The sequence below is a fragment of the Nostoc punctiforme PCC 73102 genome, assembly GCF_000020025.1.
Taxonomy (GTDB): domain Bacteria; phylum Cyanobacteriota; class Cyanobacteriia; order Cyanobacteriales; family Nostocaceae; genus Nostoc; species Nostoc punctiforme.
On sequence record NC_010628.1, the window covers coordinates 3,042,382 to 3,065,684 of the forward strand.

The window sequence follows — 23,303 nt, forward strand, 5'->3', positions numbered from 1 at the left end:
TTTTGAAAATTTACATAAATCATAGTCAATGAAAATTCAACAACCATCCGTTTTAATTCCCGATCCATGCAACAATCCTCTTGCGTACTATGCAATACGCTGTCTTAAACAAGCTAATAGTGAATTTAATATAAATGTGATTGTTTCCTCTGGCCAAACATTAGATGACAATGAATGGTTATATTTTTACAAGTATTCGGCATATATTGATAATTTAGTTGTTTCGGCAAATAGCATGAATTCACTAGAGTATTTAGATGAGGTAATTAGGATAATCGAAAATCAAGGAATAAATCTTATATTTCCTGCTTCCGAAGAAGGCTTTAAGTTTGTTTCAAAATATAGATATAAATTGTCAAAATTTTGTAGAATAGTGGCATTGCCAAGTGAAGAAAATTTAGATGCAGCCTTTGACAAATGGAAGTTGCACCTTTTATTACAAAAACATAATATCCCAACACCTGAAACAGTTTTACTTAAAGAGATTGAGAATATTAGCCAATTTAATTATCCTGTAATACTCAAACCAGTTGATGGAAGTGGTGGAAAAAATATACAAAAATTTGATTCTTTAGAAGAAGAAAATTTTCAGGCTATTTGTAACTATCCCAATGATGTATATATTGTTCAAAAATATGTACCTGGTCATGACATAGGTTGTAGTGTTCTTTGTCAGGATGGGCAAGTTCTTGCTTACACAATACAACAGCAATTAGGATTAACAGAAGGATTTACTCCCAAAATTGACAAATTGAAATTTGTTCATGATTCTGCTGTTATTGATATAGTCACAAAAACTATGAATGTACTTAAATGGAGTGGTATTGCTAATTTAGACTTAAGATATAATTCTCAGACAGGACAAATTAATGTTATTGAAATCAATCCACGGTTTTGGCAATCTTTAATGGGTTCTCTCTCAGTTGGTGTAAATTTTCCGTATATTTTATATTTACTATCAAATAACATCAGTTTTGAGAGAATTTCCTATAAAGAACAATATTATGCTAAATTCCATAGGTTCATTCAAGATGCTTTCAACGGCTCTTTAGAATATAGTTTGTCTGATACGAATGTTAAATATTTTTTATCAGATCCAAGTGGTATACTCCATTTCTTATTTTATAAGCTTATGAAACAGAAGTTATTTCAAAACATGAAAAGTATATTTTCTCTGCAATCTCAAAAAATACAAAACGTTAAATGATAAGTAAGTGTAAAGGTTTTTAAAGTCATCAGGAATACTTTGAGGAATTTCTCATAAAAAAATCTGAATTATTGCAGCCTTATCAGATAATCCAAACTACTGAAAATAATTATGACTAAACCAATCTTGCTCTCGATTCCACACATGGGCGATCGCGAGCTAAAACTCATCAAAGAAGCTTTTGATACTAACTGGATTGCACCAGTTGGTCCACACATCAATGCTTTCGAGGAAGAATTTTGTCAAGTAACTGGGGCTGGGTATGCGGCGGCTGTTAGTTCTGGTACAGCAGCTCTACATTTGGCTTTACGATTATTAGGCGTTGAGTCTGGAGATGAAGTTTTTTGCTCTACCCTGACATTTATAGCTACCGCTAATCCAATTGCCTACTTAGGAGCAAAACCAGTATTTATTGATAGCGATCGCACTTCTTGGAATATGAATCCTGACTTATTGCAGGAAGCGCTAGAGAACCGCGCACGTTTTGGCAGATTGCCTAAAGCAGTGGTACTTGTGCATCTGTATGGTCAAAGTGCAGATATCGATCCCATCCTGAAAGCTTGCAATCAATATGACGTTCCTTTAATTGAAGACGCAGCTGAAGCTTTAGGTGCTACCTACAAAGAGCGTTCCCCCGGAACTTTTGGGCGCATTGGCATTTACTCCTTCAATGGCAATAAAATCATCACTACCTCCGGTGGTGGGATGTTGGTTTCGGACGATCCACAATTGGTAGCAAAAGCCCGTTTCTTAGCAACCCAAGCGCGCGATTTATCTCCCCATTACCAACATTCGGAAATTGGTTACAACTACCGCCTTAGCAATGTTTTAGCTGGTATTGGTCGCGGTCAATTACATCTTTTGAGTGAGCGAGTGGCAGCTAGAAGACGCAACTTTAAGATTTACCAACAGGTTTTAGGAAATCTCCCAGGCATAGAATTTATGCCGGAAGCTATTTTTGGCCGTGCTACTCGCTGGTTAACCTGTTTAACAATCGATCCAGCAACTTTTGGAGCAGATCGAGAACAAGTCCGCATCGCACTTGCCGCACAGCAAATTGAAACTCGTCCTGTGTGGAAGCCTTTGCATCTCCAGCCTGTGTTTGCTGAGTGTGAATATATTGGAGATACAGTCGCTAAAGATTTATTTACACACGGTCTTTGCCTACCTTCGGGATCTAATCTCACAGACGAAGATTTGGAGCAAGTGATTAATGAAATTCTAGCAGTTCACCATAATAGTTCTAAAACTCATACTTATATGTTTCTATAGCAATCCGATAGCGAAGCGGTAGTGAGTCAGACGCTCCTGCGTCGCTAACGCTGCGCTATCGAGCGTCTTTGATTTCTAAACTTATTTGTGTAGGAGGCAATAGGTAATAGGCAATAGGTAATAGGTAATAGGTAATAGGTAATAGGCAAGAAGTAATAGGCAATAGTCAATAAGGCTCTTTGAGTTGTACTGATTTTTTTCAGAAATCAAATATGACTCCTATATATAATCAGTAGGTGGGCTTGACAAATTATCTATTTTATTTCTTTTGCTTGTTTGCAATATTGAGTCATTCAAGCTTAATTACATCAATCATCAAAAATCCAATCTAAATTTATGGAATCTCGAACAGAAAATATTATTACGTTTAATACATATTTGCAAATTTTGAAGCGCCGTAGGTTGTCTTTTATAGTAATATTTTTTCCAGCATTGCTAATTTCATTGCTACCTTTGTTATTAAGACAACCTAATTATATGGCAGAGGGAAAGCTGCTGTTCCACAAAACAAATATAACTTCTTCCCTAACGGGAGTAGGAACAGAAATAAACAAGCTAGAATCAGTATCTCAGGATCAAACTAATCCTTTAAATACAGAAGCAGAAGTTATACGCTCTATACCTATAGCGCAAAAAGCTATAAACAAACTCAACTTGAAGGACGACAAAGGGGAGCTTATAAAACTCCAGGCTTTTCTTAAAAAATTGACTGTGAAAAATATTGATGGAACTGATATTTTATTAGTCTCCTATCAAGATACTAACCCGGAAATTGCAACAGAAGTTGTTAATAAATTGATGGATGCTTATTTAGAATATAATATATCCGCTCAGAGGAATCAAACTACGGCTGCGCGCAAATTTTTAGAAAAACAGATGCCGAATGCAGAATTAACTGTTCTAAAAGCAGAAGCCGATATCACAAAGTTTAAAGAAAACTATAAGAGTGTTTCCCTGCCAGAAGAAGCAAGTAAGGCAGTAGAAAACATTGCAGACTTACAAAAGAAATTTAGTGAAGCTCAATCAAGAATTGCTGATGTCGATGCACAGTCTAAAGAAATCCGCGAACAATTGGGTATGAACTCTCGACAGGCAATGATTAAGACTTCCCTTAGCCAGATTTCAGGTGTACAAGATATTCTTAAAGAAATTCAACAATTAGAGTCGCAACTTACACTCAGGCGAACTGTTGTACAAGACACCCATCCGCAAATTCTAGATTTAGAAGACAAGTTAAAGTCTTTAAACGAGCTACTGCAACAGCGCATAAAAAAAGTTACAGGAACGAATAAACTAAAACTAAATCAAAACTATGAATTAGGAGAGTTACAACAGCAACTCTCAGCGAAGCTTATAGAATTAGAGTCAACCCGTCTAGGTTTAGAAAGCCAATCTGCTGCTTTATCTAACTTACAATCTAGCTACAAACAACGTCTGAGTTATCTTCCGAGATTAGAACAACAACAACACCAGTTAGAACGTAAAGCAAAAGTCGCACAATCTACTTATTTACTTTTGCAACAAAAGCTAGAAGAAAGCCGTTTAGCGGAAAATCAAAACTTAGTTAATGCAAGTATCCTATCCGAAGCTCAAGTTCCTCAACAGCCTATTTCTTCTCCTTTTATGCTTGTGAGTGCTTCTTTACTGGCTATCCTGGCTACTTTAGTGGCTATCTTTATTTTGGAAGCAACAGATAAATCAATTAAGACTGTTGATGAAACCAAAAGTTGTTGGGATTGACTTCATTAGGGATTATTCTTTTTTTTGAGTAAGTAAGTTGGCACAATAAAATCAAACTATGTAATATTAATGAACTAGCCTAAAACCCATCTACCTATTGCCTATTGCCTATTGCCTATTGCCTTATCCCAACAACAATTATTTACGCCAACTTACTTGTATTACTGAATTCTAAATGCAAACTTCAGAATCAATTTTATGGATCTGCCTAGGTAGAAAATTCCAACCGATGTGCAGTACCATTATCCACAAAACTCTGTTCACCAACGCCAACTAATTCCACAATGGTTTCACGCGTTATAGGTGAGAACTCACCTTCTCTGGCTGCAATCTCAACAATGGTTCTTTGCTGCTCGGAATAAACATGGTAAGTTGTGGTGCAAAAGGCTCCTGTTTTGTACTCAAAAGTATGACCATCATCTTCATAAAGGGTAAACTCACCAACACCCTTCCAGATCCGCAGTCTCATTTGGTTTATGGGATGTTCATCTACATATTGCATTACTGGCGCGATCGCAATAATTGAGCCAGCACGAACATATAACGGCATTTTCTCCAGTGGTGCATAAGCAAGAATGTGAATGGGTCCTATAAAAGTTTCCCCACTCCACCAATCATACCAACAACCTTCAGGCAAGTAGACGGCACGATGTTCAACGCCTGGACGGTAAATTGGTGCCGCTAGTAAGGAGGGGCCAAGCATTACTTGATCGGCAAGAGAAAAGGTTTTTGGGTCATTGGGGAAATCATACAGAAGTGGGCGAAGAATTGGTGCGCCAGTAGTTGCAGCCAACCAAAAAAGAGTGTAAATGTAAGGTAGTAGTTGATAACGGAGTTCAATGTACTCGCGGCAAATTTTTTCGATGCGATCGCCAAATACCCAAGGCTCATGCTGTGCAGTAGTTAATGCTGAATGCCCACGCATCAAGGGGTAAAGCATTCCTAGCTGCATCCAACGCGCATATAGTTCAGCCGTAGCATTCCCCGCAAACCCCCCAATATCACTACCAACAAAGGGAATACCCGATAGTCCCAGGTTACAAAGCATTGGTATGGACATTTCCAAGTGTTCCCACAGAGATTGATTGTCTCCTGTCCAGATAGCTGACCAGCGTTGAATGCCAGCATATCCAGAGCGTGTCAATATAAAAGAGCGTTCAGTCGGACGAGATATTTTCGCTCCTTGATAAGATGCCTGTGCCATCATTAGCCCATAAAGATTGTGAACTTCCTTATGGGTGGTTATTTCCTCAATTGGCCCCTGTGGTGCATCAAGGGGAAAAGAAATCTTGTCACCAGGATCGCCGAATGGACGGTCATCCAGTGCGGGTTCATTCATGTCGTTCCAGATGCCGGCAACACCAATATCAGTCAAACTTTTTTGCCAATTTCCCCACCAATCTCTAACTTCAGGACGTAGGTAATCAGGAAAGACAGCCTTGTCTGGCCAAACATAGCCGTGGAACAATTGACCATTAGTTTTTCGGATGAAATAGTTATTCTTTAATCCCTCGTCAAAGACTTTGTAATCTGCTTCTGGCTCGTATTTGACTCCCGGATCAACAATCGTCACTACTTTAAATCCATCTTGCTTAAGATTTCCGATTAATTTTTGAGGATCAGCAAATCGCTTGGGACTCCAGGTAAAAACCCTATAGCTATTCATATAGTCAATATCTAAATGAATAACATCACAGGGAATGCGACGCTGACGAAATTCATCAGCTAGTTTGCGTACTATATCTTGTGACTCATAACTCCAGCGACATTGGTGATAACCTAATGACCATCGAGGTGGCAAAGGCATCCGTCCAGTTAGCTGGGTGTAAGTCTGGATAATTTTCGCAGGTTCAGGCCCATAAATAATGTAGTAATCTAGTTCGCTCCCCTGAGTTTCCATCTGCCAGACTCCAGGCTGTTGTGCGCCCAGATCAAATCGGCTCCAATAAGTAGTATTAAAAAAAAGTCCGTATCCCAATCCAGGACGCAAGGCGATGAAAAAGGGAATTGCCTGATACATACTGTCTGTCATGATGCCGTAATCGATCGCATCTGATGCCCAGTTGGTTTTCACTTTTGATCGCTGATCTAGTAAACCAGTCGGTTCACCAAAACCATAGAAATGTTCGTCAGATTCAATCCGTTTCCACCCAGCAACCTCCCCTGTCCGCCACCCCATCCCTAAGTCTGTATCTTGTGCAAAAGGCTGTCCTACTGAGTCAAAACACTGGATACGACATGGATCGCGGGACACGACAATAGACAATTGCTCAGTTTCAATTTCTATAGTCTCTGCTGTTTCCCGCACTTCAAACGGCACAGTAGGCCATTCTTCATCCGCAAGTGCTACTGCCCACGATCGCCTAGAGAGAAATTCACCACTTGGGGCCATCCGTACCCGAATTAAGTTTGGTGCTAGCACACTAACTATTAGACAGGGGTCGCCGCACAGCAAGAGGATATGGCGCTCATTCTGTTGTATTGCTTGTACTGCTCCAAGGATTGACCAAGGCGCTTCAGTTGTGTGCAGTTGTCCAAAGTATTGTGGCATAATTCCTGATTTTAAGATAATTATTTTACCCAATTGAGATTCACATAAACTACTACTCAAAAGCGTGTATCTTTAGGCATAGCGTATATTGAACTTTATTTATCACTGTCCTAGGCAATCACAGCCGCGCTTTGGAGCCAAAAGTAGTAATATCTGCGATCGCAGACATTACTACCGTTCCCCAGAGAAACAATGGTGTTACTCATTCCCTCCAAGAGCGATCGCTTTCTATGCCCCACGATTACCCGTTTCTATGTGAATACGAAATTCTAATCAAAGTCTCAAGGCGGATGAAGCTATGAGCTAAATTTGTTACTGTTGGCTAAAAATTACAATTGAGTAAATTTGATGAGTGGTCGAACAGTGCGCTCCTATGCTTTCTTATCAATTGGGGCAGCAATTGTTACTATTGCCTTGAAGTTTGGGGCTTATCTGCTAACCGGATCGGTAGGGTTGCTTTCGGATGCGATTGAATCGTGTGTGAATCTGGCGGCAGCATTGGTGGCACTGTGGGCAGTAACTTATGCTGCCAAACCAGCCGATGCAGAACACACCTTTGGGCATTCTAAAGCAGAATATTTTTCCAGTGGAGCCGAAGGTGCGTTGATTATAGTTGCAGCTATTAGTATTGCAGTTGAAGCTTGGGGAAGGTTATTGCATCCAGAAGCGATCGCTCAAGTGGGATTGGGGTTGGCTCTATCAATGTTGGCAACAGCAGTCAACGGTGTAGTTGCTTTTGTGTTGCTAAAAGCGGGACGACGTTTGCGTTCGATTACACTGCGAGCTGATGCTCACCACCTATTTACTGATGTCTGGACTTCGGGTGGTGTGATAGTGGGAATCTTTTTGGTTCAGGTAACAGGTTGGCTAGTACTTGACCCAATCATCGCTTTGTTGGTAGCAGTCAATATTGTCTGGACAGGATTTCGTTTGCTACGAGAAAGCTTTTTTGGATTGCTGGATACTGCCTTGCCTATTGAAGAAATAGAGACAATCCGGGTTATTCTCAGTAAATATGAACGCCAAGGTATCCAGTTCCATGCAATGCGTTCTCGGATTGCTGGAACACGTCGGTTTATTTCCTTTCATGTTTTAGTGCCTGGAGTATGGACAGTGCGGCAAGGACATGATTTATGCGAAGCAATTGAGTTGAGCATCATTCAAGCACTGCCAAAAAGCAGCATCATAACTCATCTCGAACCATTAGAAGACCCTGTATCCTGGGACGATCAGGAATTGGAGCGGACTAGTAACCAATGACAAGAATCACTTGCAAGAACTGTTCAAGAGGCTAAATAATAGGTGAAGCATCTTCTAAACACAAAACAGCCACCTCTGCTCCATTCAACGATCCAACATCAGCAGTGTTTTTTGAATAAGTGTATGTATGAGGCGGTAGCCCCTAGGGACGAAAAAAAGCAAGTACCTCTGGAAATCTGCATAATTCTTTACCTAATTACACAGAAGTTACAGTTAGTAACCTCTGTGTAGTTAGCAATTTTAAAAATTTTAACTATCTCCTTAATTGTCTTAACTGTCTTAACTGTCCGCTTAACTGTCTTAACTGTCTTAATTGTCTTAACCATCCGCTTAACTGTCCGCTTAACTGTCTTAACTGCTATTGCATTTTGTAGATAAAGCTGAGATGATTTGTAGGCTGAACTTCAGTCTGTTGTTTGAAATGCAGTTATTAAATTGAAAATTAGTCTAATTTAATAAATCTATTGTAGAAATCTATCATAATGAAAGCTTTGTCCAATATTAGATAGCAGGAATAACCGTAAATATTATCTCATAAGCAATCTCTAATCCATCGCAAAAAACTATAGAGTTCACACCAATCAAAAATATAAAATGCTTGTCATTAATGGGGGCGGTATCAGGGAAATTATACCAGCATAAATAGAAAAGCGAATACTAAAAATTATTTTCAGTTTGTTAGATTTAATTGCTAATATTTAAACCGGAGGTGTTCTTACAATCAGACTAGTAGAATTTTATTAACCTTAAATAAATCTTATACATTTCCGAGCGCTGAATTATAGTGTTACAAATCTTCCCAAAAATATCTTTAGTATAGGAATGAGATATTTTACGAGCTATCATTTAAACACATAGTTGCTTTAATAGAGAATATGTTATTCTCATGAAAATATTTTTCTGGATTAGATACTTAAGTAGCGTTTTCATCAGCATCCAAATGTAAGGATTTTAGGTAATTATTATAATGGATGACATAGTTAAAAAACTTGCTGGTCTGGGTCTTCCTGGTGTAATACTCGTGATTCTAACGGTAACAACAGGGGGTAGTTCTGCTGCTGTTGCAGCTACTCTGACAGCCTTGGGAGGGCCGTTTGGCATCGTCGGAGGTATAGCTCTGCTAGGTCTAGTAACTGTGGTAGGAGATACTGTAACGGGATATGGAATTGAAGCCATTCTTAAAGGCATCTATACAGAACGTAGCAAAACTGAATCTGTGATATTTCTCTTCAAAGAAATTCAAGGTTTACCGATTACAGAGGAGCTAAAACTCAAACTGAAAAATCAACTTAGTGTAGCAATGATTACTGATACTAAAGAGGTTCGATATCTAAAAAAAATTGAAATCATCGAGAAATAGTTTTTATAAAAACTGTACGTTGTTCAACCTAAATTTTGAGCGCTTTAATTCAGGTGAGTTCCCTCTAAATCACTCGATAAATTGGGAAACTTTGATTCCAGTCACCTACCTTTTTAGGGGGATAGAGGAAATAAATTAAGTGTCTAAAATCACAGATAAACACTTTTAAAACAACCTTTGAGGCTTTCTGAGTGAGTATGTAAACTACGAGGTATTGGAGTTGTGACCAAATGGAATCTTTAAGTAAGGCATCTTATCGAATTGTTGCCATTCCTGGAGAAGGGATTGGGCCAGAAGTTGTAGAAGCTTCCTTAAAAATTCTGCAACACGTTGCTAAAATTCAAGGATTTACCTTACAGGTAGACTATGGTTGGCTCGGCGCAACTGCCTTTGAACAACTGGGTAGTTACTTCCCTCAAGCCACTACCGAACTGTGCGATGGAGCCGATGGGATTGTATTTGGTGCAGTTAGTCAAGGCGGATTGCTGGAACTCCGAAAACACTTCGACTTTTTTTGCAATCTTCGTCCAATCCGTAGCGTTAACAGCCTTCTGCATAAATCTAGTCTTCGACCAGAGAAAATTCAAGGACTTGATATTCTCATCGTTCGAGAACTGGTGAGTGGAATCTATTTTGGGCCGTCTGGACGCTCCTCAGATGAACGAGGAAATTATGGATACCATACGATGCGCTATTACGATGAAGAAATTCGTCGGATTGCTCGTAAAGCTTTAGAGCAAGCCCAATACCGTCGAGGATTACTCACCGTAGCTCACAAAGAAAACGCCTTACCTCATTTGCATTGGACTCGTCTAGTTCAAGAAGAAGCCACAAAGTTTCCCAACGTTATTGTTGAACCAATGCTGGTGGATAACTTAGCCATGCAAATGGTTCTGAATCCCCAACGGTTTGATGTAATTTTGGCGAGTAATTTGTTTGGAGATATTCTCAGCGATATTGGCGGTGCATTAGTTGGCTCAATTGGCTTATTAGGATCGGCAAGTCTTAACGCTAATGGATTTGGTTTGTACGAGGCCATTCACGGTACAGCGCCAGATATTGCAGGCTTAGGAATTGCTAATCCCCTCGGAACCTTGGGAGCTTGTGTTTTAATGCTTCAGCAATGGGGAGAAGTGCAGGCTGCCCAACAGATTATTGCAGCGCAAGACCGAATTTTAGCTAAGGGATACCGAACAGCTGATTTGTTTACCCAAGGCGAAGAAATTTTAGTTAATACTGCAACCTTAGTTGACCTTTTACTTGAAGAACTTTCAGTTGTGCAACATTCTCAATTAGGAGTACTTCATGAGTCACGAAAATAACGTTTTGCACCTTGGTGATGATATCAATACTGATGATATTATTCCTGCTAATCGAGCTACAAATGATGACCTAGATAGTTTAAAACATTATGCTTTAGAGCATGTTATTGGAGCAGGTGAACTGCTAAAATATGATGTGATTGAAGCAGGAGAAAATTTCGGCTGTGGTTCCAGTCGAGAAATTGCTCCCATTGCCCTACAAGCTGCTGGAATTACAAAGATTCGGGCGCGATCGTTCGCCGAGATTTTTTATCGTAATAGCATCAATATTGGACTTTCTCTAGAAATTCTAGGGGAGAAACAGGAGAATCCTGTAGTTGATGCGATCGCAGCAGCAGGTGGGTTAATGTCTTTTAATCAGCTGCGTCGTCAGGGTCAGATTAGCATTCCTGGGAGCCTCACTCCGCCAAGACCTATGACTTTAGTAGAAAAACTCTTGGGCCTTGCCTCTAGAAATTCCTACGTCCAGCCTGGAGAAGTGGTTTTTGCTCAGGTCGATTTAGCATTATCCCATGATGCTGTGGCCGGGCCTGTAGCTCAAACATTCTATAAACAGTATGGAGAAGGAACAAAGTTATGGGACTCCCAAAAGGTGGTCTTAGTAGCAGATCACTTCATCCAAATCAACGACATCCGTGCTGATGACAAAGCATATCTGATGTACGAACAGATGATTGAATTTGCTAAATTCCAAGGATGCCACTTATTTGATGTGGTTTCCCCAGGTGAAGCAACAGGCATCTGTCACGTTTTACTACCAGAAAAAGGGTTTGTCCGACCAGGGATGATAATTGCCGGTACAGATTCCCATACCTGCACCTACGGAGCATTGGGAGCCTTTTCCACAGGCGTGGGAACGACAGATATGGCTAATATTTATGCCACAGGAGATATGTGGATTCGTATTCCTCCAACCCTAGTATTTGAGTTGTCTGGAACCTTACCTCCTAAAATCAGTGCCAAAGATATTATCCTGTTTATTTTGGGACAAATCGGCTGTGCTGGCGCTACTAGTAAGGTAATGGAGTTTAGAGGGTCAATCCTGGCACAACTGCCCTTTGATGAACGGTTGACTTTAGCCAATATGGCCGTGGAGTGTGGTGCAATCTGTGGGTTGATTGTTCCTGATGAAGTAACCCGTGAATATCTAAAAAACCGAGTTTCAGAAGAATTTCAAGAGATTATCGGCGATGCTGATGCTGAGTACGAAAGGGTTTATCAATTTGACCTCAGCAGTTTAGAACCACAAGTTGCCCGTCCCCCGAAACCAGATCGGGTAGTTGCCATTAGTCAGTTAGAAAACATTCCGATTACTAAAGCCTTTATTGGCTCTTGTACTGGAGGAAAACTCTATGACTTAGCTCAAGCAGCCGAAGTTTTAAAGGGTCGCCAACTGGCAGACGGTGTAAACTTGTTTATTGTACCTGCAACTATTGAAATTAGAGAACAAGCTCAAGAATTGGGCTATATCGACATTTTTGAACAAGCAGGGGCACAAATTCTCAAGACAGGTTGTGGGGCTTGTATCAATTCTGGATTTGGGGTTTTAGCGAAAGAAGAAACAGGTATTTATGCAACCAATCGCAATTTTAAAGGACGCAGTGGCGATCCAACGGGCAAAAATTATTTAGCCTCACCCAGAACAGTAGCTATCTCTGCTGTAAATGGAAAAATTAGCGATCGCTTTGATTAAAGACTGAGCTATCAGATGGGGTTGAATTAGAGATAAAACTCAAAAAATATTAACCCAATCTAAACGTGAATTACTCTTATTTAGCTTAGTCTAGGTTTTGAGAGAGGTTTCTTGATTTACAAAGACTCCATGCTCTTCCCCTTAGTAATGTCTTAACCAAGAAAAAAAAGATTTTAGGTAATAAAAATGGACGAAATCGCTAAAAAACTTGCTGGTCTGGGTCTTCCTGGGATAATTCTCGTGATTTTAACAGTTACATCAGCAGGTAGTAATGCTGCTATTGTTGCTGCCCTCACAGCAGTAGGAGGCCCATTTGGTATCGTTGGAGGTATAGGTTTACTTGGTCTAATCACGGTTCTAGGTGATACTGTCGCGGGATATGGAATTGAGGCTGTTCTCAAGGCCGTCTATACAGAACGGAGTAAAACCGAATCTGTAAGATATCTCCTGAAAGAAATAAAAGATTTACCCATTTCAGAGGAGCTAAAACTCAAACTGAAAAATCACCTTAGCCCAGAAACTGTTACTGAGGTGGAAGATGTTCAAGCTCCAAAAACAATTGAAATTGTCGAGGAATAATTTCACTGTTACATTCGGTGACATTTAAAATCAAATGGCACAAATACTATTTGGGATTTTAAATTGGGGATTTGGAGTTATTAAAAGCTGACTGGATTTTGCTTTAAGATATCCATTCGGATTCTATTTAAAATCAGTATCAGTTAACCGATCGCACCAAATTTCTGTGAGCAAAGAAAATGGCCTCTGAGCCCAATCTCATCGATTAAACCCTCAAAGGCCTATTTTTTGAGATATCTATGCAATAAATCTGTTACCTAGCAGAAGCCCAAAAATCGCTCTAAAGGTCTGTGAAAGAAATAACTGTAAAGCCTGGGCAAGGATATAGCAAAAAGTTAGAAAAATTGTAAAATCTTCACTTTCTGTAGCAAATTTATTATGGAAGAAACTATCATTAACTCTATTCAAAATATTAATAATTTGTCTGCCTTAACTGAGCAGGAGCGACATAAAATATTGGTGGAATGGAATCATACAACGGTAGCTTATCCAAAGCACTTATGTATACATCAGTTATTTGAAGCACAAGTAGAAAAAACTCCAGACAGTATCGCTGTTGTGTTCAAGGAGGAACAACTAACTTATCAGGAGTTGAACCACCGAGCCAACAAAATAGCACATTATCTGCGTTTGCTGGGTGTAGATACAGAGGTGCTGGTAGGCATTTGCGTCGAGCGATCGCTAGAAATGATTGTAGGAATCTTGAGCATCCTTAAGGCGGGTGGAGCTTATGTGCCACTAGATCCAACGTATCCCAAAGAGCGTTTAAGCTTCATGCTCTCAGATTCGCAAGTGCAGGTGGTGTTAACTCAAGAAAAATTCGTTGACGATTTGGCTGCAAGCGGAGCGAAGTTGGTTTGTCTGGATGATAAGAAATCTTTTCACCAAGAGAGCAACGAGAATCCTAGTAGTGGGGTTGCACCAGAAAATCTAGCTTATGTAATTTATACATCAGGGTCAACAGGAACACCCAAAGGTGTGCTGATTCAACATCAAGGCGTGTGTAATCTAGCTCAGGCACAAGTGAAGCTGTTTAATGTACAGCAAAACAGTCGTGTTCTCCAGTTTGCTTCTTTCAGCTTTGATGCTTCAGTTTGGGAAATTTTCATGGCTCTGTGTTCAGGAGCTAGCCTTTACATTGGAACTCAGGATTCCTTGCGCCCAGGAATAGATTTAATGCGACTGTTGCAAGAGCAATCAATAACTCACGTAACACTTCCACCCACAGCACTAGCAGCATTACCAAAAGAGGAATTGCCAAACTTACAAACCCTCATCGTCGCCGGAGAAGCTTGTAATCCTAAGTTGATAGCTGAATGGTCAAAAGGGCGGCGCTTTTTTAATGCTTATGGGCCAACAGAATCAACAATCTGTGCCACAGTAGCAGAATATACTGGTGACACTCAACTGACCATTGGTCGAGCGATCGCTAACACTCAAATATATATTCTCGCTCAAGATCGGCAACCAGTTCCTATTGGTACTCCTGGCGAATTGTATATTGGTGGCGATGGCTTGGCTAGAGGCTACTTGAACCGCCCAGAGCTAACCAAGGAAAAATTTATTCCTCATCCCTTTGAGAAAGCAGAAGGGAGTAGATTATACAAGACTGGTGACTTAGCTCGCTTCTTACCAGATGGCAACATTGAATTTTTGGGGCGAGTCGATCATCAGGTGAAGATTCGCGGGTTCCGTATTGAATTAGGAGAAATTGAGGCGCTTTTGAGTCAACATTCGGATGTACAGCAGGCAGTAGTAATCGCCCGTGAAGATATCCCTGGCGATCAGCGTCTTGTCGCCTATATTGTGCTTAAGCAAAAACTTGATGTGAGCGTCACTAGCCTCAAACGCTTTCTCCAAGAAAAACTGCCTAACTACATGGTGCCAGCAGTCTTTGTCATTCTAGACTCCTTGCCCCTTACTCCCAATGGTAAAGTCGATCGTCAGAATCTTCCAGTTTGCGATCGCTCACGCCCCGATCTCGAAGAAACCTTTGTCGCCCCTCGTAACTCCACTGAAGCAACACTAGCAAGCATTTGGGCTGAGTTATTGGGACTTGAGCAGATAGGAATCGATGACAATTTTTTCAATTTGGGCGGTCATTCCCTGATAGCAGCTCAAATACTTTCCCGCATCCGCGAGGGTTTCCAAGTCGAGTTATTCTTTCACCATATTTTTGCCAACCCTACCATAGCGGGTCTAGCTGGGCTAATTGAACAACACAGCCACCTCAAACAACAGTTGCAACGTCCTGCCATACAACCAATTTCACGGTCAGGATACTTGCCAGCTTCCTTTGCTCAAGAGCGAGTATATTTCATCCAAGAAGTAGCTCCTGAAAGTGCTGCCTATCAAGCTCAGGTAACTCTGCGATTGACTGGAAAACTAGATGTGGCAGCATTAGAGCAGTGCCTCAGTGAGATTGTCCGACGGCATGAAATCTTCCGAACGACTTTTCCGGCAATAGATGGACGGTTATTTCAAGTAATCCACCCAGCCGAAGCAATCAGGTTCACATCGAGCGGAGCCGAGATGTTCACAGTTATAGACCTCCAGACATTTCCTGAGTCTGAGCAAGAAGCAGAAAGTCAGCGCCTATTTGACGCAGAGGTGCAAAAGCCCTTCTACTTAAATCAACTGCCATTAGTCAGGTGGTTATTGTTGAAGTTGAGCGACCAAGACCATCTTTTGATCCACATCGAACATCACATGGTTCATGATGGCTGGTCTTTCAACAACGTGTTCTTGAATGAGTTTGTGGAACTTTATCAAGCCTTCTGTTTGGGTAATCTTTCCCCACTGCCAGAATTAACATTCCAGTTTGCAGATTATGCCCATTGGCAGCGAGAGTGGGTTAAAAGCCAGGAAGCCGAAGCACAATTAGCTTATTGGCAGCAAAAGTTATCCGGTAGTCCGCCCCTTTTGGAATTACCATCAGACCGCCCGCGCCCAGCAGAACAAACTTACAACGGCGCTCAAGTCAGGGTAGAGTTGCCCATTAGCTTGTGCGAATCTTTGAGGGTTCTCAGTCGTCAAGAAGGAATCACCTTATTCATGACGACGCTAGCAACTTTTTTAGTAATATTGCACCGATACACCAGACAGGACGATCTCTGTGTAGGAACGGCTGTTGCCAATCGGCGGATGCGCGAGACAGAAAAATTAATTGGCATGATCGTCAATAATTTGGTTTTACGCACTGATTTATCTGGAAATCCCACGTTTCGGGAGTTACTGAATCGAGTCCGCCAAGTCAGTCTGGAAGCCTTTGCTAACGAAGATTTACCCTTCGATAAGGTCGTGGAAGTTCTCAAGCCAATCCGGAACTTGAGTTACAATCCCCTGTTTCAAGTGATGTTCAGCTTCCATGATTCTCCCCAGCCAAACTTAACTCTCCCAGGCTTGAACATCAGACCAAATGTAGCCCTCAGCAACAAATCAACAAAGTTTGATCTTGATGTCGTTCTGATTCCGCATCATGGCGCAGATAAGGGAATTACTATGATTTGGGAATACAACACCGACTTATTCGACACTGCCACAATCCAGCAGATGGCAGAGCAGTATCAAATTTTGCTAGAGGGGATTGTTGTTAACCCAGAGCAGCGAGTTTCTGAATTACCACTGTTAACGCAGACTCATCAGCAGTTGCTCATGGAGTGGAATCAGACTCACAGGGAGTATGCCGCTAAAGATTGTATTCACGATTTATTTGCGGCTCAGGTGGAGTTAACGCCCGATGCTGTAGCTATTCAGCAAGAAGGTCAACAGTTAACTTACCGCCAATTGAGCGATCGCGCCAATCAATTAGCACACTATCTGCAAAGTTTAGGAGTCAAACCAGAAACCCTGGTCGGTATCTGCGTTGAGCGTTCCTTGGAAATGATTGTTGGCTTACTTGGAATTCTTAAAGCGGGAGGTGCTTACGTTCCCCTCGATCCAGCTTATCCCCAAGAGCGACTGGCTGATATTCTCGCAGATACGCAACTAAAAATTCTGCTGACTCAAGAAAGATTCCAGGACAAATTACCAGATTATGCCGGAAAAACGATCTGTTTAGATACAGACTGGGAAATAATTGCTCAACACAGTACAGCCAATCCCATTAGCGAAGTTCAGTCCCATAACCTTGCTTACATTATTTACACCTCTGGTTCTACAGGTAAACCAAAAGGGGTGATGATTGAACATCGGTCATTGATGAATTTTGTCATGACCGCAATGCATGAATATGGAATTAATGCAAGCGATAATATTCTGCAATTTGCGTCAATCTGTTTTGATGCATCAGTTGAAGAAATCTTACCTTGTCTTTCGGTCGGTGCAACATTGGTACTGCGAACTGAGCAGATGTTGCACTCCAGCGATGAATTTTGGCGGTGTTGCCGAGAATGGCAATTAACTGTTTTGGATCTTCCCACAGCTTACTGGCATGAATTAGTAGCGGAACTTACCTCTGAAGATATCCGAATTCCCGAAAGTCTCAGAATGGTGATTATTGGAGGAGAAGAAGCTCAACTGGAAAGAGTGAAACGCTGGCACAGTAGTATTGCTCACCTCCCCAATCTACCCCAATTACTTAATAGTTACGGGCCAACGGAAGCAACGGTTATAGCGACCTTAGAGCGCTTAACCCCAGCAGCCACCTCTGTTAGCATTGGACGACCCATCAGCAATGCTCAAGTTCATATTCTGGATCAATATCTGCAACCAGTGCCTATAGGAGTTCCTGGAGAAATGCACATTGGTGGGGCAGGATTAGCCAGAGGGTATTGGCAACGTCCTGAACTTACGGCTGAGAAATTTATCCAAAGTCCAAAATTTGATCGTCTCTATAAAACTGGGGATTTAGCAAGATTTTGCCCAGATGGCAACCTAGAATATCTTGGTCGAGTTGACGATCAGGTGAAAATTCGCGGCTTCCGCGTCGAATTGGGAGAAATCGAAACGGTGCTGAGACAACACACACAGGTGTTTCAAGCTTTGGTCATTGCTCGTGAAGACATTCCCGGACAAAAGCGCCTTGTGGCTTATGTTGTTCTGCACCATCCGCAACCAACCACCAATGAATTGCGCCAGTTCCTCAAACAGAAACTACCGAACTACATGATTCCGGCGGCGTTTGTGCTACTGGAAACGCTACCGATGACACCTAACCGCAAGGTAGATTACCGCGCTCTCCCAGCCCCCGACTTTTCTCGGAGCGCAGAAGATAGCTTTGTTGCACCCCAAACCCTTACAGAAGAAAGATTAGCGGCGATTTGGTCGGAAATTTTAAGACTCAAGCAAGTCAGCATCCACGATAACTTCTTTGAGCTGGGCGGCGACTCTATCCTCAGCATTCAGGTAATTTCCCGCGCCAATCAAGCGGGTATCCAAATTGCCCCCAAACAATTATTTCAGTACCAAACCATTGCTGAGTTAGCTGCCGTGGCAGGAATTACTCGCTCTGTCAAAGCCGAACAAGGATTAGTAACTGGCAAGGTGGCGCTAACACCCATCCAACAGTGGTTTTTCGAGCAGAAATTGCCCGAACCTGATTACTTTAACCAGTCAGCTCTGCTAGAAGTGCCGCCAGACTTGCAACCAGAGCTATTGCAGCAAGTCGTACAAAAATTGCTAGTGCATCACGATGCTTTGCGTCTGCGGTTTGTGCAGGAAGGGGAAAACTGGCTGCAAATTAACGGCGCTACCCAGGAATCTGTACCACTGAGCATCTTTGATTTATCGCACCTTTCGCTAGCAGAACAGCAAACAGCGATGAAAGCTGCGGATGCGGAACTCCAAGCTAGTTTGAATTTATCTATCAGAGCGATCGCTACGCCCGCCACAGGCATCGCACGAGTGGTGTTGTTTCGGTTGGGCAATGATCAACCTGGTCGATTACTGTTCATCATCCATCACTTAGCAGTAGATGGAATCTCCTGGCGGATTTTGCTCGAAGATTTAGCTACAGCTTATCAGCAAATTAGCCGTGGCGAAGCTATTAAATTACCACCTAAAACTACTTCCTTTCAATATTGGAGCGATCGCCTGACAGAATACGCCCAAAAAGATGCTGTCAGAGAGTTGGATTACTGGCTAAGTCAATCTAATATTCAAGTTACAGCTTTGCCACTAGACTATCCTTCATTTAAAGAAAATAATATCGTAGCCTCAACCGCTTCTGTGTCCCTTTCTTTAACTGAAGAACAAACCCGCGCCCTCTTGCAGGATGTACCCTCTGCCTACAACACTCAAATTAATGATGTGCTGTTGACTGCCCTAGTGCAAAGCTTTGCCCAATGGACGGGAGAACGTTCTCTGCTAGTCGATCTAGAGGGACATGGACGGGAAGACTTGTTTGAAGATGTGGATTTGTCGCGGACTGTAGGCTGGTTTACCACCTTATTCCCCGTTCATTTAAAGCTAGAAGAAGTTGACCATCCAGGAGAGGTTTTAAAGTCAGTTAAAGAACAACTGCGGCGCATCCCCAACCGGGGTATAAGCTATGGTGTGTTGCGATATTTGCAGCAGGATGAAACAATACGCACGAAACTACAAGCGCTACCCCAAGCACAGGCAAGTTTTAACTATCTTGGTCAATTCGATCGGGTGCTTAAGGCATCTGCTGTATTGGGTTTGGCTCAAGAATTCAAAGCTGAACAGAGTTTACTGAATCAGCGCAGCCACCTGTTAGGAATAAGCGGATTCATTCGTGCAGGAAGGCTGGAGATGACCTGGGCTTATAGCGAGAAAATTCATAAACGAGACACCATTGAGGGTTTGGCCTTTGGATTTATGGAGGCATTGCGATCGCTCATTGCTCACTGTCAATCTCCTGATGCGATCGGTCATACACCTTCAGACTTCTCAGCAGCCAGACTCAGCCAAAAACAGCTTGACAAATTCCTAAGCAAAATCAACAAAGACAAAAGGAAGTAGTCATTGGTCATTAGTCATTAGTCATTAGTTCCTCAATCCCCAATCCCTAGTCCCCAGTCCACAGTTCCCAGTCCCCAGTCCCCAATAATCCAGAGGTAGTTTTATGAACAATATCGAAGACCTTTATGAACTTTCACCCATGCAGCAGGGGATGTTGTTTCATACCCTTTATGCACCAGAATCAGAAGTTTATTTTGAGCAGTTGCTTTGCATCCTCTCTGGGAAATTGAATTTTACTGCTTTCCAGAAAGCTTGGGAACAGGTTGTTGCACGACACCCAATTTTACGCAGTTCCTTCTATTGGGAAGAGATCGAAAAGCCCTTGCAAATGGTGAGTAAGCAAGTTGATCTGCCGTGGGAAGAACTGGACTGGCGGAATTTCACGCCCGATGAACAACAACAGCATCTAGAGGATTTTTTGAAATGCGATCGCCAAAAAGGATTTGAACTGGATGTTGCTCCCCTGATGCGCTTCACCATCATCCGGCTAGGGGAGGAAACCTACCAATTTATTTGGAGCCATCATCATATCCTCTTTGATGGCTGGTCGATGCAGATTATTCTCAAAGAAGTTTTAGCTTTCTATGAAGCACATCAGCGAGGCGAACATTTACGCCTCCAACACGTTCGCCCCTATCGAGAGTATATTCAGTGGTTACAGCAACAGGATAGCGATCAAGCAAAGAAATTTTGGCAAGAAACTCTCCAGGGATTTGAAGTTCCTACTTCATTGAGAGGGAACAGCGAACAGCGAACAGCGAACAGGGGACTGGAAATATATAATGAGCAAAGTTTTCAATTATCCCAAACGGTAATTGAAAAATTGCAACATGCGGCGCGACAGCACCATTTAACTTTGAATAATTTGGTGCAGGGAGCATGGGCGTTACTAATTTCCCGTTACAGTGGGGAAACCGATGTAGTTTTTGGTGCGACTGTATCCGGCCGTCCACCGACGCTTGAGCAAGTAGACTCAATGGTGGGACTATTTATCAACACTCTCCCCATACGTACACAAGTCAGTGGAAAAACACAATTATTACCCTGGCTCAAGCAATTACAAACCCAAGCATTAGAACAAGAACAGTATGCTTATTGCTCGCTAGCAGAAATTCAACAACTGAGTGATATTCCGACCGGATTGCCACTGTTTGAAAGTATTTTAGTATTTGAAAACTATCCGCTAAATTCTGCTGAACAAGAAACCAAAAAAACTTTAGAAATTAGTCATATTAGTTGTTTTGAACGAACGAATTATCCTCTAACGTTAGTTATTAATCCTGCTTCACAATTATCTGGCAGGATTGTTTATGATACTAGCTGCTTCGAGGAACAGACGATTGCCCGCATGATTGGACATTTCCAAACATTGCTAGCAGGAATGGCAGATAATTTACAACAATATATTTCCCAATTATCTTTACTCAGTGCAGATGAAGAAGAACAGTTAATTCTGCTAGAAAACCACCAACCAACAGACTCTATTAATTACAAATGTATTCATATTTTATTTGAAGAACAGGTAGAAAAAAATCCCGATGCCATAGCAGTTGTTTATGAAAAGAAACATTTAACTTATCGGGAATTAAATAACCGCGCCAATCAATTAGCCCATTATTTGAAATCGCTGGGAGTTAAACCCGAAGTTAGGGTGGGAATTTGTGTAGAGCGTTCGCTAGAAATGGTAATAGGAATACTCGCTATTCTCAAAGCGGGTGGGGCTTATGTTCCACTAGATCCAGCTTATCCTTCAGAAAGACTAGCATTGATGCTGGAAGATGTACAAACACCCATCTTGCTAACACAAACTGATTTACAAAATAGGCTCCCACTCAATAATCAAACTGTAGTGAATCTTGACTCAGATTGGGAAATAATTGCTAAACACAAAAAAGACAATTTACATAGTGAAGTTAATCCAGAAAATTTAGCTTATATCATTTATACCTCTGGCTCGACGGGAACACCAAAGGGAACAGAAGTTGTTCATCGTAGCATTATTGGTTTTATGTTTGGGGTTGATTATATTCACCTTGATGCAGAACAGATTTGGCTACAACATTCATCTATTTCTTGGGATGCACTAACCCTAGAACTTTGGCCACCCTTGCTTTACGGTGGGCGTTGTGTGCTTTATCCAGAAAAAATTCCCACACCTGAAGGCTTAAGCCGAATTATTCAAGAACAAAGAGTTAACACCTTATTTCTGACTACAGCATTATTCAATCTCATGATTGACACGATGCCACAAGGGTTGTCAGAAATTAAACAACTAATGTTTGGGGGAGAATCTGTCTCTGTACCTCATGTTCGTCGCGCTTTAAAACTATTGCCGGAAACCAAAATTATTCATGTTTACGGCCCTTCGGAATGTACAGTTTTTACTTCTTCTTATCCAATTCCCCAACAAATTGCTCAAAATGCCCATTCAATTTCTATTGGAAAACCTATTGGTGATAGGACAGTTTACTTATTAGATGAAGATTTACACCGAGTTCCAATTGGTGTTGTTGGGGAACTCTATGTGGGTGGAGCGAGTGTTGCTAGAGGTTACTTAAATCAACCAAAATTAACCCGTGAAAAATTTATTTCTAATCCTTTTATTGAAGGAGATACCCTTTACAAAACTGGAGATTTAGTTCGCTGTCTACCTGATGGAAATCTGGAATTTCTGGGTCGAATTGATGCACAGGTAAAAATTCGTGGTTTTCGCATTGAATTAGCAGAAATTGAAGCGATTTTAACCAAACATCCTGGCATCAAGCAAGTTGTAGTTATTGCGCGGGAAGATGAACCAGGGAAGAAATTCTTAGTAGCCTATCTAGTTGCAAAGGATAATTCACCAATTCCTAGCAACTTACGAAACTTCCTCAATAAAAAGTTACCAGATTACATGATTCCTGCTGCTTTCGTCTTTATGGAAGCATTTCCCCTAACTCCTAACGGTAAAATCAATCGCCGTGCTTTGCCTGCTACTGATACCGATCAAAGAAATATAGAGGTTGATTTTGTTTTTCCTTGCACACCAATTGAACAAGAATTAGCCACTATTTGGACTGAAGTTCTGAAATTAAAACAGGTAGGAATTCACGATAACTTTTTTGAGTTAGGAGGACATTCTTTACTGGCTACTCAAGTGATTTCTCGCTTAAAAGAGGTGTTTTCTCTAGATTTTCCTCTACGTTATTTGTTTGAAAACTCAACTATTGCTGAACTCGCCCAAAAAGTGAGCGATCAACAAATTGAGCAAGCAGAAAATGATGTTTTAGCAAGGATTTTAAAGGAAGTCGATCAGTTATCAGACCAAGAAGTGACTCAAGAGTTGCTTTTGTAAGTATTAATTCAACTACTCGATATTTTTGTTATCTCTCTGCATCTCTGTGGTTCGAGAAAAA

Annotated in this window: 12 protein-coding genes; 11 read left to right on the forward strand and 1 reads right to left on the reverse strand. The window is 41.4% G+C overall.

From position 1 onward, the window contains the following. The first annotated feature begins 28 nt into the window (after positions 1–28). The 3 genes from NPUN_RS12305 to NPUN_RS12315 all read left to right on the forward strand — a co-directional run bounded on the left by NPUN_RS12305 (position 29) and on the right by NPUN_RS12315 (position 4,219). Positions 29–1,207 carry an ATP-grasp domain-containing protein gene (locus NPUN_RS12305; RefSeq protein ID WP_012409006.1) on the forward strand — a complete coding sequence of 393 codons (1,179 nt, stop codon included), beginning with the start codon at positions 29–31 and terminating at the stop codon, positions 1,205–1,207. Positions 1,208–1,318: 111 nt separating this feature from the next. After that, positions 1,319–2,479 carry a DegT/DnrJ/EryC1/StrS family aminotransferase gene (locus NPUN_RS12310; protein WP_012409007.1) on the forward strand — a complete coding sequence of 387 codons (1,161 nt, stop codon included), beginning with the start codon at positions 1,319–1,321 and terminating at the stop codon, positions 2,477–2,479. Between the two features lie 336 nt (positions 2,480–2,815). Beyond that, positions 2,816–4,219, forward strand: a complete 1,404-nt coding sequence (locus tag NPUN_RS12315; protein WP_012409008.1) for a GumC family protein — start codon at positions 2,816–2,818, stop codon at positions 4,217–4,219. A 208-nt stretch (positions 4,220–4,427) separates the two neighbouring features. On the opposite strand, the gene NPUN_RS12320 is transcribed toward NPUN_RS12315, so the two are convergent. Then, positions 4,428–6,770, reverse strand: a complete 2,343-nt coding sequence (locus NPUN_RS12320) for a glycoside hydrolase family 31 protein (RefSeq protein WP_012409009.1) — start codon at positions 6,768–6,770, stop codon at positions 4,428–4,430. Between the two features lie 131 nt (positions 6,771–6,901). Here NPUN_RS12320 and NPUN_RS41775 point away from each other — a divergent pair, with 131 nt between their 5' ends. The 8 genes from NPUN_RS41775 (at position 6,902) to NPUN_RS12355 (ending at position 23,242) form a co-directional block, all read left to right on the forward strand. Next, the gene (locus NPUN_RS41775; protein WP_167315614.1) at positions 6,902–7,072 is read left to right on the forward strand and encodes a hypothetical protein; all 171 of its coding nucleotides are present in this window, start codon (positions 6,902–6,904) and stop codon (positions 7,070–7,072) included. A gap of 46 nt (positions 7,073–7,118) precedes the next feature. Further along, positions 7,119–8,030, forward strand: coding sequence for a cation diffusion facilitator family transporter (locus tag NPUN_RS12325; protein ID WP_012409010.1), 912 nt, complete (start codon positions 7,119–7,121; stop codon positions 8,028–8,030). A gap of 967 nt (positions 8,031–8,997) precedes the next feature. Then, the gene (locus tag NPUN_RS12330; RefSeq protein WP_012409011.1) at positions 8,998–9,390 is read left to right on the forward strand and encodes a hypothetical protein; all 393 of its coding nucleotides are present in this window, start codon (positions 8,998–9,000) and stop codon (positions 9,388–9,390) included. A 230-nt stretch (positions 9,391–9,620) separates the two neighbouring features. Next, the gene (locus tag NPUN_RS12335) at positions 9,621–10,712 is read left to right on the forward strand and encodes an isocitrate/isopropylmalate dehydrogenase family protein (protein ID WP_012409012.1); all 1,092 of its coding nucleotides are present in this window, start codon (positions 9,621–9,623) and stop codon (positions 10,710–10,712) included. Beyond that, positions 10,696–12,405, forward strand: a complete 1,710-nt coding sequence (locus NPUN_RS12340; RefSeq protein ID WP_012409013.1) for an aconitase/3-isopropylmalate dehydratase large subunit family protein — start codon at positions 10,696–10,698, stop codon at positions 12,403–12,405. The genes NPUN_RS12335 and NPUN_RS12340 overlap by 17 nt, the downstream gene beginning before the upstream one ends. A 186-nt stretch (positions 12,406–12,591) precedes the next feature. Beyond that, positions 12,592–12,984: a hypothetical protein gene (locus tag NPUN_RS12345; RefSeq protein ID WP_012409014.1), complete on the forward strand. Its 393-nt coding sequence runs from the start codon at positions 12,592–12,594 to the stop codon at positions 12,982–12,984. Positions 12,985–13,362: 378 nt separating this feature from the next. Further along, a complete protein-coding gene (locus NPUN_RS12350; protein WP_012409015.1) occupies positions 13,363–19,908 on the forward strand; it encodes a non-ribosomal peptide synthetase in 6,546 nt (2,181 codons plus the stop codon). Between the two features lie 103 nt (positions 19,909–20,011). Continuing rightward, on the forward strand, positions 20,012–23,242 hold the full coding sequence (locus tag NPUN_RS12355; RefSeq protein ID WP_012409016.1) for a non-ribosomal peptide synthetase: 3,231 nt from the start codon (positions 20,012–20,014) through the stop codon (positions 23,240–23,242). The last annotated feature ends 61 nt before the right edge of the window (positions 23,243–23,303 follow it).